Genomic DNA, 13120 nt, shown 5'->3' with positions numbered 1-13120 from the left:
GGTCATCGGTACGCTCAACGACGTGAAAGCTGATGAGTGGGCGGCGATTGCAGCCGTTGCTTCCTGCGCCAGTGCCGTGGTCGCGCTGAGTGCCGTTCTCGTTGCGGGCTGGTTCGCACGCCAGCAGGTCATAGCCGCCGGGAAGCAGGTTGATGCGGCGCTAAAGCAGGTAGAGGAATCGCGAAAACTGCGCGAGGAGCAATCGCAACCGAACGTTGTCATCTTCGTGGAAAAGAACCCTGCTGTTTCTAAGGCGCTTGAGTTGGTCGTTAAAAACTTCGGCACGACCCCGGCTTACAATGTCGAACTCACGTTCGACCCCAAACCTCAAGTAAGCCCGCATGCGGTCGGAGACACCGAGATTGAGGACCTCTGGTATCCAGATGAGATCCCTTTCTTGGCTCCCGGGCAAGAGTGGCGAACGCTGTGGGACCTCTCCCACCACCGTTTTGAACACGCTTCTCTGCCGTCACGGCATGAGGCCAAAGCTACCTATGCCGACAGCAGCGAGAAGGGATACACAACCAATTCGGTGCTGGACTGGGAGAGCCTGCGTGGCACTGAGTCCATCATCATCAAGACCGTCCACGATATTGCGAAGCTGACCGAGAAACAGAACGAAATGCACAAGGAAATTTCCCAACACCTCGCGGCATTTCGGGTTCCAAATGCAGGCGTTTGGACCTATACCTCCGATGGCAAAGAGGAGGCTCTGCGCCGTTCAGCCGAGGCCGGGGAAAGCCGAGATCGGCTACGTCGCCTATCGGGACGGCTGACTGGGGATGGCACCGGCCAGGCACCTACCCCGATCGACGACCAAACAGCGGCACCACATTCGACGGAATCTCAATCGACGGAGCAGGCGTAATCCCCGCCGGGGCAGGCGGTTCGGGCAGCAGGCTAGCCGCGCCGCCGTCCTCTTCGGGGATCCAGTCGCCGTAGGTGTTCAGGGTGAGGGTGAACGTGCTGCGAAGGAAAGGACAGACAAATGGAGGACGTGGTTGTTTGGGTAAGCGTTGTCGCTGCGGCCGTCCTCTTTCTGGTCGGCATCGTTGACCTCGCAATCGGGTGGACGGCGAAGGGCCCCGTGCGAACAGCCGCCGATAACGCGGCGAAGATCGAACAGGCAGCCACCGAGAACAAGGAAACGTTGGAACGTCACTCGGGCATTGATTTGAAGGGTCAGTGGGAGGCGCTCGCCGCGTTGGCGGCGGCGATGAAGGATCTTGATCGGTCGTCGCGACTGTTCTTTCTATCCTTGGCATTCCTCGCTGTAGCGGGGGTTACTGTGGGTCTTTCCAACATCGGCGCAGGGATAGGCGCGGCGTAGGCTCAGCCCTAATCCACCGGCGATGTGACGGTGTGCACGTGCCGTAGAATGCGAGAGCCCCCTGCAGGGCAGGAAAATTGGAGTTGCCACTCAACAATTCGAAGCTACAACAGGGCATCTTTCAGGTGAAAGACGGTGCGATCGAGGCCGTCCGGGCACTGCAACTGGCCCGCAACAGCGCAGTCAAGGCTGCCTCCGCGGCGATCAACGCCCTGCGAGCCTTGATCACGACCAGCCCCGAAGAAACTCCGCAGCCAGCTGCGTGGACTGCCACGCGGCCGGCTGATCGCAACCTGCGCCGGGTTCGACCCTGACCTGGGGACACTGCACAACCCGATCGAGGCCACCAAGCTCGCGCTGCGTTCACCCGCTCAGCGAGCCACCGACTCCCAAGCCCACGCCGAACAGCTCAAACGCAAGCTGAGTCAGCTACTCAGCCAGGTCGCCCCGAATACCATGGATATCTTCGCGCTCGGACCAGATACCGCTGCGGCACTGGTCATTTCGATCGGAGACAACCCCGATCGGCTCTCCTCCGAGTGATCCGTGAGCAGAAACGCAAGATCGCCGAGCTGGAACAGACCATCGAAATCCTCAAGGCAGAACGGCGGATTCAACTGGTCGACGCAGTATTTCAACGATGAAATGTTGCTTCGACCAGTTGAATCCGCCCGTGATCTGCCCGGCGCCATCCGTGCCCAAATTATTGTCGATAGTCATCCGGTCGGTGCCGGTCGCGGCGCTAGGTCCGATCGATCGTTACGACGGGCCTATTCCGGGGCCTTGAAACGTTTCGAAGTATTCGCTGTTCACAGGATTGCCTTGCGCGTCGTAGCAACGGATATGCACGATTGTCCCGCCGGAACTGGACGGGACCCAGGACTCGATCTTGCAGTAATTGCCTCCTGTTGCCGAGTAGGCGGCACCTACCCACGCCGAGTTCGGCGTCGAACGTATTTTGCTGTGGTGCATGTTGTAGAGCCCGGTTCCCCGGCCGGACGCCGTGTTCGTGCCGGGGTCGTCGGCTATGGCGCCCGAATTGTAGGAGCGTCTCGGTGCGTATGGAACAGAGAACGGTTTGTCTGCGTGGGCGCGAGCGCCTTGGTAGTCATTGGCGATCCGTGTCACGTACTGGTCGTAGTTGAGGACGAAATCCGTGTCCGCGCGGGTCGATCCGGCCCAGCCGTAGACGGCGACGCGGAGCGTTGTCGGAGAGTCCGCGAGACTATAGGGCGACCCGGTGACGCAGTGCGTGGTGCCCGATCCGAGCGCGGTGACCTGCGCGAGGCCCGGGTTCGGGGTACCGAGTCCGGGGATGCTCACCAAGTAGTTACCGGCACTCCTTCGCCTTATCGTAGGAAGCGGGTTCCCGGAACTGGAATTGAAGGACATCCAACCTCTGCCCGTTGTATAACTGCCGTCGGATGTCCGTTCATAATTTCGCGCGATCGCTGTGCCGTCTGCGGCGGTCTCGAAGAACGCGGCGGGCCCCGCTAGCCTAGGAGTGTCGTTGATGGCGACGCCACTGAACGAGAACACAAACTTCGAGTCGACGGCCGCACCTGACACATTCGTGCAGGAAACGAACATACGCGAATACCACTTGTTGTTCTCGCCAATCGCCGGCGTGGGTCGCTGGTAGAATTTGCACCGCGTGTTGTCTCTGCCGTACGCGACGACCTGAGCCTGATAGGCGCGCCAGGGATCGTGGCCGAGAACTCCCACGGTGTACTCCCCAACACCCTCGCGCCACACGGCGGCGCGCCCGCCCGGCGTGTAATCCCCGTGCGGGAAGTACACCTCATGGAGAGGTGCGTCTTCCCGCTCTGCCCATGCGAACTCCTGACGGCCGCCTGTAGACACCTTTTCCGCCTCCTCAAATACCGAATTTAAGAATGACTACGACGGGCCTATTCCGGGGCCTTGAAACGTTTCGAAGTATTCGCTGTTCACAGGATTGCCTTGCGCGTCGTAGCAACGGATATGCACGATTGTCCCGCCGGAACTGGACGGGACCCAGGACTCGATCTTGCAGTAATTGCCTCCTGTTGCCGAGTAGGCGGCACCTACCCACGCCGAGTTCGGCGTCGAACGTATTTTGCTGTGGTGCATGTTGTAGAGCCCGGTTCCCCGGCCGGACGCCGTGTTCGTGCCGGGGTCGTCGGCTATGGCGCCCGAATTGTAGGAGCGTCTCGGTGCGTATGGAACAGAGAACGGTTTGTCTGCGTGGGCGCGAGCGCCTTGGTAGTCATTGGCGATCCGTGTCACGTACTGGTCGTAGTTGAGGACGAAATCCGTGTCCGCGCGGGTCGATCCGGCCCAGCCGTAGACGGCGACGCGGAGCGTTGTCGGAGAGTCCGCGAGACTATAGGGCGACCCGGTGACGCAGTGCGTGGTGCCCGATCCGAGCGCGGTGACCTGCGCGAGGCCCGGGTTCGGGGTACCGAGTCCGGGGATGCTCACCAAGTAGTTACCGGCACTCCTTCGCCTTATCGTAGGAAGCGGGTTCCCGGAACTGGAATTGAAGGACATCCAACCTCTGCCCGTTGTATAACTGCCGTCGGATGTCCGTTCATAATTTCGCGCGATCGCTGTGCCGTCTGCGGCGGTCTCGAAGAACGCGGCGGGCCCCGCTAGCCTAGGAGTGTCGTTGATGGCGACGCCACTGAACGAGAACACAAACTTCGAGTCGACGGCCGCACCTGACACATTCGTGCAGGAAACATAAAACCTCGTACACCAGCCAGAAACGCCCGGCGGCGGAAGGGTGACCCACTCCGGCGTGGGCCGCTTGAAGAACTTGCACCGCGTGTTGTTTCTGCCGTACGCGACGACCTGAGCTTGATAATAATGAAAAGTATTGTGCGAACCAACAATCAGGCTATACTCGCCGCCACCCTCGTGAACCACAAAGGCGCTGGGCGAGCGGTACTCTGCGTGTGGGACGTAGACTTCCCGAAGCGGTGCGTCTTCCCGCTCCGCCCATGCGAACTGCTGACTGCCACCGGTCGAAATTTTTGCCACCTCCCAACGTTGCACCCTTGACAGACTCTTTCGAAGCGGTCGCGTTCGCCTCACGTCGTACCGATATCATTGGTATCCGCTCGGGCCGTTGATCCGCATCCCATCCTCCCCGCCTTCGGCCGCAAAGTCACGCTGTTTGGGCGGGTGAGCACGTGGGTGCATGTCGTGATCACTGGCTATATCCCGCGCCGCGGTACCCGCGACAAAGTGACTGCCGACCACTGGATCGTCCAGCAGACCCTTGCCTTGCTACACCAATACCGGCGCCTGGTCGTGCGTTGGGAACGCCGCACCTACATCCATCAAGGATTCCTCGCCCTCGCCGCTGCCCTCATCTGCTGGCGACGACTCGGCAACCGAACCTGATAGGAGCTCTTACTCTATTGTCGTTCGGCGGTACTTCTTCTGCGGTGACCGGTGCATCCCGGCGACCCTCACGGGTCGAATTGATAATCATGCTACACCTCCCGAAACCTGGAAATGCGGGACAATTCGGTGCTAGCCAAGCGATTTCACAACGAGCATGGCCGCCAGTGCGTCTGCGCGCGTGTTCCGAAGCGGGTCGTAACCCTGTTGAGTTCCAGCCAGTTCGCTCGACTCGGCCGAGACAGCCCCGCCGGATTCGTAGGGGCGGTCCCAAGCCAATCGTTGCTGCGGTGACTGAACTGTTGCCAGCGATTATCACAGGGGGTCAATGATCCAGCGTTGGGTATCGTTGTTCTGAGCGTTGCGTGTCACCACCGAAAAGTCGTTCAGGTCGTTCTCGTGGGCGTCTACGAACCGGCGGTTGCTCAGCTGTTGGAGTGTGAAATTGCCAGCTTCGGCGGCTCGAATTACCCAGCGTTGGGTGTCGTTGTTCTGAGCCGTGCGTGTCACCAACCGGAAGTCCTTTGCCTCCGACTCGTGGGCATCGACGAACCTGCCGTTGCTTCTTTGACGAATCGTGTACGCGTCGCCGATCGGCGTGAGCCGCCAGCGTTGGGTGTCGTTGTTCTGAGCCTGGCGTGTTACCAACCGGAAATCGAGATTATCCGCCGCTGTCTCGTGGGCGTCCAGGAATCTGCCTGTGCTCTTCTGCCGAATTGTGTAGATGCCCGACCAGGGGTATAGCGCGTGCGCTGCATCCCGGTCACCACGAGACAGGCCGTTGCGTTGTCCCATCACGACACCCGGCGGCAGCGCGTCTCTTGGCACTATCGTGGCCTGTCCATTGGTGCTGAATGCGGTTGCCGGGTAGTGCATGATGGAGCCGAAATCGTAGGTCCCGATGTCGTCTCCGTCGGTGATGTGCTGGTTGAAGTTGTGCTGGTTCGCGGCCGCGATGTTCGCGAAGCGGACCTCGATGAACGTGTTGCGGTCCTCGCGGCTTTGTTCGTGCCACAAGCCCAGCGCGTGTCCCATCTCGTGGATGACGGTGCCGGTCGGAGCGGTGTTCGACAGTTCGATGTCCTGACGTCCTCCGCGTCTGCCGACGTGTGATCGGCTGGCGGTGCTCGGGCGGAAACGGACAAAGTCCGAATGGGTGGCCGTGCGGGGGATGAACCGTATCCGGGTATTGGCAGCCCAGTGCGCCACGGCATCGGTGATCCGTTGTTGATCGGGCAGTGCGGAATCGATCTCATACGGGACCGTCGCGTCAGGCCAGCGCAGTTGGTCGCCGGTGATCCCGATTCCCTCCGGGCCTATTTTGGCTTGGATCTCCGCTACGGTGCCCAACACGATGTCACCTTCGAACACGGCAAGACCGTCCACATCGGCGTAGTGCACTTCCCTATCGCCGTGATTGACGCTTGGGATGACTGCCGACCCGGCCACCGGTCCCGATTGGTACTCTCCGGTGTAACCGACGTTCGCGTCGTCGCTATTGGTCATTTTGGACCACTTCCTTTCAATCAGTTCCCCACCCTCTGATGACTGCGCGCCAAGGCGTTCCGCGGCACCTGGATGGCGCATCCCGACCTTCGAATAGAGTGTGAACCTGACCGACTGTGGCCGCACGAGTAGCGGACTACTTCAGTTCGACACCACCCGGTACGTCCCGACTACTCACGCGCCGAACTGAGTGGATCCGCCGGGCGACACGGCGTTTCCGGTGGTCACACCCGCGACGGTGGGTCTAATCGGTCTAATACTGCGACGACACTCAGGCGGCGAGGGGGTGGCCTCGTCGCACCGGTAGTGTGGTAGGCGGGCTTGGTGTTGTTGGCGGCGGCGCCATCGTGACCAGGCTCAGACGTGGCGAGGGCCGTGGTGGCGGGTCAGGATCCGGGCGACGAGCAGGCGGCGGATCTCCGGTAGAGTGAGAGCGATCATGTCTTCACCGGTCTAGGGTGTATCCCCCTTTGCGGCAATCGCTTTCGATGCCTGTAGCCAGGCCAGTGCGAGCATGGACAAGGTGATGTGGGCAAACCGCGCCCGGTAGCTGCGGACTTGGTAGTGATCGAGCCCGGCTTCGCCTTTGGCCTGCTGGAATGCTACTTCGATATGCCAGCGTGACCCGGCGGTGTAGGCCAGATCCACCAACCGGGAGCGGGCCTGCCCGTAGGACAGTAAGACAGGTAGTAGGCGATGTGGGTCGGGTCGCTGATCGAGTGCCGCGCCAGCAGCCAGTGCCCGCGTCGCCGCGCCCAGGTCCCCTCGATCTGGCGGCGTGCCCAGTCGTATTCTCGGGGTCCGTGCGCACCGGCACAGGCGCCGAGTCGCTGCCAGGTGACGGCAGCGAACTCGGCGACGAGTTCGTCGACACGGGCCACACGGTCGCCGCTCGTGGCCACCCGCTGATCACAGCGAGTGGCCAGCACATAGGCCACGTCGCGGGATTCGAGGCACTCACGCAGGTAACCGGCCTGGCCATAGGCTTCATCAGCGGTGAACCACGCGAACGGCACCCCGACGTCGATGGCCGCATCGCGATCACCTGCCGTGGTTTCGCGGGGAACCCGACCTCCTCGGCGATACCGCGGCCCGGCAACGCTCATGGTCGCTGGTCCAGGACTCGGGCAGATACAGTTCCCGGCCGATCAGCGCGGGTCCGCGCGGCGACTCATACGCGAGAAACACCCCGATCTGGCAGTTCTCCGCCCGGCCTGCCGTGCCCGAGTACTGCCACTGCCCCCGCCGACCGCACGCCCTTCTTCAAGAATCCGGTCTCGTCGGCGGCCAGCACCGCATGGGGATCACCTAGCCGTTTCACGGCGTAGGCGCGTACGTCGTCACGGACACCGTCGATATCCCAGTCCGCACGCCGCAGTTGCCGCTGCATCCCCTGCGGGCCCAATTTACCGGCACGCTCGGCCAGAGTCCACCCGGTCTTCCGCTCCAAACCCGCTACCAGCCCCGATACATATTTCCGGGCAAGAGCCCGTGGCGCGGATCGAGTGAACCGGGACACCGACTCTGGTCATCAACGAATCCAACTCGGCCACAGCATGATCCAACACAAGACCGCAGATCTACTAGCACCCACTCACACGAGTGTCGTTGCGGTACTAAGTCGAGTTGATGCCTGCATCGTCATATGACGACGACCGGCACGACCAGTGGACCGGCATCACCTGCTGTCGGAATGGGCAGCGACTGGGTCGAGAGCAGGTCGCCGGCCATGACGGTCCCGTCACCTGATAGGTCGATGTGGCAGCGCAGTGAAAGTGAAGCTGCCATAGGCATTTCGGGCGCCTCGAATTCGAATGGGCAGCGCCCGTGCGGCCGGACCGTCGCCGCTGTTATCTGCGTACTGGCCACGAGGGAGGCGCTGTCATCTGCATAGGAGACATCCCGCAACTCGACGATCAGCAGCGCTGTCGTCGCTGGGGCGTCGGCCGGGAAAACCACCACGCCGTGGATTCGTCTCACAATTGACTCTCGCCTCGGACCCCGAGTGTTCCGTCCTGCTGATTCACCATTGAATTGCCGACACCGAGTCCACGGGACTGGGTGTCGTTTCGGGTGCGATCTGCAGGTCCGCATCCCGAAGCGCTTGCGGGAATCGCAGGAATGTCCGCTGTTCGATTTCGGTCAATGGCACCTGGAAGACTCGGAACTTGTCCAGATCGAGCGTTTCGAGCTGCTCGAGGTTCTGGCTCAATATGAAGCCTCGAGCCTTCAACTGTCCGTGTTCGACGAACGCGAGCACTTTCCAATATTCGCGCGGGATCTTGACGCGCCGGAATTCGCGGTCGTCGTCGGCGAACACTGGCCCGCCGAAGGCACTGACCCTGAGGTCGTCGACCTCGACATCGGCGAAGACCGCGTCTTCGAGCCGACCCCACACACCGTTGCGCGTGCTTTGGTTGAAGTCGTCCATCTGCGGTGTGATGTTGGTGTAGAAGAACGAGTCCTTGTTAGCTTGAGCTGCCTCCGGCAGGCTCCCCCAGAGGAGATCGGCGCGCCGTGCGATATGGCCACGATCGAGCCGATTACCTCGGTACAACTCGTTACCAACCTGCGCGTCCGCAGCAAGCTGCGAGTCCTTGACGAAATCGATGTTCTTCCGCGGCAGCTTCTTGATCGCGGCACCGTCGATGTTCCAGGCGACCCAGATTGCGAATCGGCGAGAGCGGCACATCGCCAGCGAAAAATGTGTGTACTGCAATACGGTCGTGCCGTCGACGGTTGCCGCGACATCGGAGCGGAGCTCGGTTGCGACATCGGGCACCGGAATCGGCGGCGACAGAAACTGCGCGTCGTATCCGTGCGCCACGACGGCTTCATCGAGGGCAGGCGGGCTGAGCGAGATTCCAAGCTTCTCGAATACCGACGAGGGCAGGCACGCCAATGCGTGCTCGTCCGAATTGCCGCCGGTTTCCCCACCGAAATGCAGCCCGGCCAGCACGGTGCTCGTCCTGCCGTCCGCCAACTTGAACATCCACGTAGCACCAGAATCGCCCCCACTGCTGATCTCACCGTCGACCGGCGGATTGTTCGGATCCGGTCCGATCTCGAAACCACCGATGCCCTTCGCCCCGACGCCGCGATAGTTCATCTTGGCGATGACGTCGATGCGGCGCACGACCCCATGAGTGACCTGGGTGGTGCGGCCACTCTTGACTACTTTGTCGCCCAACTCCGGTTCCCCGAGAGTCTCTGGGACGACACCGATCTCGGCGATCGTGCTGTCGAACTGTCGGTTCTCGATCGTTGCGACAGCACAATCTCCTGCCACGCCGAGATGCGAGCGCACAAGTTTGCCGAGCCGGTTACGGTCGATCCGATTGTCATCGCGTGGACCGGGCTGAACGATGTCATCACCCAATGCGCCGGCAGCCGTGTGCAGCACGTGCCAGTTGCTCAGGATGTAGGGCGTTGCGTCTTCTCGGTCGTACACAATGCACCCGATCGTTCCTGCAGAAACGCTGACATGACCAACACTGATGCCCGGAACGATCGGATCCAGGTGTGTCTTCCGTTCCGGTGCAACTGCTTCGGCAACAACCCGGAATGCCGGCTCGTATCGACGTTCGAGCACATCGGTCGGCACCTGCACGCCGTCCACGGTGATCGACTCCGGGATAGGTGTCGTCCCCGCCGCCTCCAGGGCCTCCGGCTCGGACAACTTCTCGTTCACCGTGAACTGCACCGAAATCTCAGTCGTCGGTTTCCCGTCAACCTGCTTGTAGCCGACGCCGATCGACGAAATGTTCGGGTCGGCGAGGAAATCCTCGCCCTTGGTGCGGATGAACTTCCGTAACGCAGCAAGGAGATCGTCGTTCAGGTGCCTCGACCCGTATCCCGTGTCACGCTTCTTTGTAGGCATCGTAGGCTCCTATCGGCGCAGAGGCTCAGACAACGACTTGCGATGTGTCGGCAACGCATCACTATCTTCGCGTCGCCAGACAGGATGCACACGGGTAGTGCGCTACTCGTGTCAACCGACCTCGGCAACGCACGTTCATATGTATCGGGCCAGTGATCTACATGACGACATAGCGTCAGTGCCCTACAGCGCCGCCATTGTCGTGCCATTTACCGCCGCGATTCACTGACGCCACCCTAGCCGGACGGGCTCTTGCGGTCGAGTTCGGCGGTCGCCATCGACGGTGGTATCCCGTCAGGCCCGAGCAGTTGTCGATGTCAGGGCGACGCGACAGCCCGACTTGTCGGGTGCGGTGCTAGGACCAGGCAGTAGTCTTTGTCGTAGGCACGTCACTGGCCGTTCATTTGTTCAGCGCTTGGAGCGAGTCTGTCGTGTTGCTCAAGGTAGTGACGGACTGCGTCGCGATCGGGTAGGGGTGTTCCGGGCAGTCGCAGTTTTCCTACGGGCCCCCCGCCGGTGATGCTGTTGGAACAGGCGGTCGCAGCGAAACTGCCGCCAGTGAGTCGTCTGCGGCTGGGTGAATCCGCCAAGGATGTAGAACTCGGCCAGTGACTCGTCGGAGGCGGCCGCGAGTAACACGATCTGGTACTGCTCGGCCCACACGAGCGTTTGGTAGGCCAACTCGTATGCCGACATCTGTGCCGCTTGCGCCCGCTCGCTGGCTCCTCGTGGCCAGTAGGACCAGTCGGCCAGCTGTACGCACCCGGAAGTGGCAGCATGAGGTTCCCCCGCTAATCCGGAGAGCGGATTATCTGGTTCCAGCAGGAACCCGGTGATGATAGCTGCCTTCGTACTCGTCGGGTGATCGCCAACCGAGCTTCTTCTGGATCCGCTGGGTGTTGTACCAACCGTCGATGTAGGCGAACAGGGCGTTCTCGGCGTCTTCCCTTGTCCGCCAACTGTTCCGGTAGACCAGCTCGGTCTTGAGGGTGGAGAAGAAATTCTCCATGAGGGCGTTGTCGTAACTGTCACCGATCGACCCCATGGATTGTGCTATCCCGTTGTCGGCCAAGTGGTTCGCGAACCGAATCGCCGTATAGGTCGACCCGCGGTCGGAATGATGAACCAGCTGCCCGTCACGAACATCGCGGGTCCAGACCGCGTACTCGAGAGCGCCGAGCACCAGTCCGGTATCCCAACGGTCCGAACACTTCCAGCCCACGATCGGAGTTCGAGAACGCGTCCCGGACCGCGGCCAGCCAGAACACACCCTCACCGCAGACGATGCGGGTGGCATCGGCAACCCACAAGCGGTCCGGCTCGTCGGCAGCGAAGTCACGATTCACCAGGTCCGGAGCTGGGGTGGCACGCCGATCCTGCCGGGTCGAGCCCAGCCGCCACTTCCTGCGCAAGAACGCGCGCCCTGCAAACCCGCCCCTCGCATCAGTCGCTCGACTCGTTTGCGGCCGACCGAGAACCCGCGCCGGGCCAGCATCGCGTGGACGCGTGGTGACCCGTAGGTTCCGCCGGAGCTGGTATTGATGTCGACGATCTCGGCCAGTAGCTCTTGATCGGCCAATCGCCGCCGTGACGGCGTCTGCGCCTGCCGCAACCAGCCGTAATACGTCGAGGACGCGATGCCCAGAACCCGTAATACGAGCTCGACCGGGTGCTGCGGGTGTTCGCTGACGAACGCCACGATCACCGTCGGGTCTGGCCGAGCTCCGAGGCGAAATACGCACTCGCATCGCGCAATACGGCATTGACTCGCTCCAGCTCCGCGACCCGCTTCTTCAGGGCTCGGTTCTCGGCCAGCATGTCGGTAGTCGGGCGATCGTCTCGCTCGCCGATATCAGTCTCCGCTTGGCGGATCCACAGCCGCAACGCTTCGTGATGCACCCCGAGCTGCGTTGCCAGCTTCCGGATTGTCGGCTTCGGATCCGACTCCCGATACAGCCGCACGGCCCGCGCCTTCAACTCGTCCGGGTACTTCTTCGGTGCTGCCACGAATGACTCCTTCCGGTCCTAACACCCCAACTACCCGACACGCCGACCTCGCGGCCGATCTGCATGGTGGCCCGTCGAACCTCAACTCAGGCACGACCGGGTCGCGGTCCGCACCCGTCAGCGCTACGCCGCGGTCCATGCGTTGCTTGCCGAAGGCCGCAGCATGCGCGGCATCGGTATCGAGTTGGGGCTGGCGTGCGGCACCGCACGCCGGTTCGCTCACGCCGAATCACCGGAAGAGTTGCTGGTCAACAATCGCACCGGATACCGGCGGAGCATCCTCGACGACTACAAGCCCTACCTGCACCAACGATGGAACGAAGGCCACACAAACGCCACGAGACTGTTCGAGGAAATCCAGAAGCGCGGCTTCCGGGGCAGCGAGAAGATCGTGAGGGCCTACCTGCATTCCTTCCGCACGACCGCCCACATCCACAAGCCCCCACCCAAACCTCCGGCAGTCCGCCGGGTCACCGCCTGGATCATGACCAACCCCGGCAGCACCGACTCCGACGACCAAACGAGCCTCGATGCGATCTTGTCCGTCAGCCCGGAACTGGCATCACTGGTCGGCCATGTTCGCGAGTTCGCCGCGATCATGGGCGAGCGCCGCGGACGAGATCTCGAAAGGTGGATGGCCGCAGTCAATTCCGACGATCACCCGGCGCTCCACTCCTTCGTTCGTGGTCTGCGCCGCGACCAAGACGCCGTCACCGCCGGCTTCACGCTGCCTTGGAGCAGCGGAACCGTCGAAGGTCACGTCAACCGCATCAAAATGCTGACACGGCAGATGTTCGGCCGACCGAAGCCGGACCTCCTGCGAAAGCGGATCCTGTTGAGCGACTGAATGACCCGGCTGGCGGTTCACGAAAATTGGGCCAGATCCAGGATTCGCCTGCCGTTGACAACTTTCAATCGCGTTGACTTGGGATCGGTGGATTGAACGCGGCCTCATAGCATTGATGAGATGATTCCATTAGCTCTCGTCGACGTACCGTTTGTATCGC

Annotated in this window: 13 protein-coding genes and 1 pseudogene; 5 read left to right on the top strand and 9 right to left on the bottom strand. The window is 61.8% G+C overall.

What is annotated here, in order from left to right; genetic code table 11:
* Positions 1-22: 22 nt before the first annotated feature.
* The 3 genes from ACFWPX_RS02985 (at position 23) to ACFWPX_RS02975 (ending at position 1644) form a co-directional block, all read left to right on the top strand.
* Positions 23-868: a hypothetical protein gene (locus tag ACFWPX_RS02985; protein ID WP_378925432.1), complete on the top strand. Its 846-nt coding sequence runs from the start codon at positions 23-25 to the stop codon at positions 866-868.
* A 120-nt stretch (positions 869-988) separates the two neighbouring features.
* Positions 989-1330 carry a hypothetical protein gene (locus ACFWPX_RS02980; RefSeq protein ID WP_378925430.1) on the top strand — a complete coding sequence of 114 codons (342 nt, stop codon included), beginning with the start codon at positions 989-991 and terminating at the stop codon, positions 1328-1330.
* Between the two features lie 77 nt (positions 1331-1407).
* Entirely contained in the window at positions 1408-1644 is a 237-nt protein-coding gene (locus tag ACFWPX_RS02975) for a hypothetical protein (RefSeq protein WP_378925428.1), read from the top strand.
* 445 nt (positions 1645-2089) lie between these two features.
* Here ACFWPX_RS02975 and ACFWPX_RS02970 read toward each other — a convergent pair whose 3' ends face one another.
* Entirely contained in the window at positions 2090-3193 is a 1104-nt protein-coding gene (locus ACFWPX_RS02970) for a hypothetical protein (protein WP_378925426.1), read from the bottom strand.
* 36 nt (positions 3194-3229) lie between these two features.
* Complete coding sequence (locus ACFWPX_RS02965; protein WP_378925424.1) at positions 3230-4354, bottom strand: hypothetical protein; 1125 nt, start codon at positions 4352-4354, stop codon at positions 3230-3232.
* 165 nt (positions 4355-4519) lie between these two features.
* Between ACFWPX_RS02965 and ACFWPX_RS02960 the strand changes: the two genes are divergently transcribed.
* Positions 4520-4720, top strand: a complete 201-nt coding sequence (locus ACFWPX_RS02960; RefSeq protein ID WP_378925423.1) for a hypothetical protein — start codon at positions 4520-4522, stop codon at positions 4718-4720.
* 315 nt (positions 4721-5035) lie between these two features.
* Here the strand turns inward: ACFWPX_RS02960 and legP are convergent, their stop codons facing one another.
* The 7 genes and pseudogenes from legP to ACFWPX_RS02925 form a co-directional block, all read right to left on the bottom strand.
* Complete coding sequence (gene legP / locus ACFWPX_RS02955; RefSeq protein ID WP_378925421.1) at positions 5036-6226, bottom strand: Dot/Icm T4SS effector Zinc-dependent metalloprotease LegP; 1191 nt, start codon at positions 6224-6226, stop codon at positions 5036-5038.
* A gap of 453 nt (positions 6227-6679) precedes the next feature.
* Positions 6680-7758 (bottom strand): annotated as a pseudogene (locus ACFWPX_RS02950) (IS701 family transposase).
* A gap of 109 nt (positions 7759-7867) precedes the next feature.
* Positions 7868-8206, bottom strand: a complete 339-nt coding sequence (locus tag ACFWPX_RS02945) for a hypothetical protein (protein ID WP_378925419.1) — start codon at positions 8204-8206, stop codon at positions 7868-7870.
* Positions 8207-8249: 43 nt separating this feature from the next.
* Positions 8250-10106, bottom strand: a complete 1857-nt coding sequence (locus tag ACFWPX_RS02940) for a DNA/RNA non-specific endonuclease (protein ID WP_378925417.1) — start codon at positions 10104-10106, stop codon at positions 8250-8252.
* A gap of 808 nt (positions 10107-10914) precedes the next feature.
* A complete protein-coding gene (locus tag ACFWPX_RS02935; RefSeq protein WP_378925415.1) occupies positions 10915-11403 on the bottom strand; it encodes a transposase in 489 nt (162 codons plus the stop codon).
* A gap of 45 nt (positions 11404-11448) precedes the next feature.
* On the bottom strand, positions 11449-11805 hold the full coding sequence (locus ACFWPX_RS02930; RefSeq protein WP_378925413.1) for an IS3 family transposase: 357 nt from the start codon (positions 11803-11805) through the stop codon (positions 11449-11451).
* Between the two features lie 2 nt (positions 11806-11807).
* Entirely contained in the window at positions 11808-12113 is a 306-nt protein-coding gene (locus ACFWPX_RS02925) for a transposase (protein WP_378925411.1), read from the bottom strand.
* A 163-nt stretch (positions 12114-12276) separates the two neighbouring features.
* On the opposite strand from ACFWPX_RS02925, the gene ACFWPX_RS02920 reads away from it, so the two are divergent.
* On the top strand, positions 12277-12960 hold the full coding sequence (locus ACFWPX_RS02920) for a transposase (protein ID WP_378925409.1): 684 nt from the start codon (positions 12277-12279) through the stop codon (positions 12958-12960).
* Positions 12961-13120 lie beyond the last annotated feature (160 nt).

This window comes from Nocardia sp. NPDC058518 (assembly GCF_042719655.1).
Lineage (GTDB): Bacteria > Actinomycetota > Actinomycetes > Mycobacteriales > Mycobacteriaceae > Nocardia.
Note: the sequence above shows the minus strand (reverse complement) of the source record. Positions and strands in the feature narration are given on the sequence as shown.

Bases quoted from the DNA above. Each gene is read 5' to 3' on its own strand.
- ACFWPX_RS02980 (WP_378925430.1), top strand. From the start codon at position 989: ATGGAGGACGTGGTTGTTTGGGTAAGCGTTGTCGCTGCGGCCGTCCTC.
- legP (WP_378925421.1), bottom strand. From the start codon at position 6,226: ATGACCAATAGCGACGACGCGAACGTCGGTTACACCGGAGAGTACCAA.
- ACFWPX_RS02940 (WP_378925417.1), bottom strand. From the start codon at position 10,106: ATGCCTACAAAGAAGCGTGACACGGGATACGGGTCGAGGCACCTGAAC.
- ACFWPX_RS02935 (WP_378925415.1), bottom strand. From the start codon at position 11,403: ATGCCACCCGCATCGTCTGCGGTGAGGGTGTGTTCTGGCTGGCCGCGG.
- ACFWPX_RS02920 (WP_378925409.1), top strand. From the start codon at position 12,277: ATGCGCGGCATCGGTATCGAGTTGGGGCTGGCGTGCGGCACCGCACGC.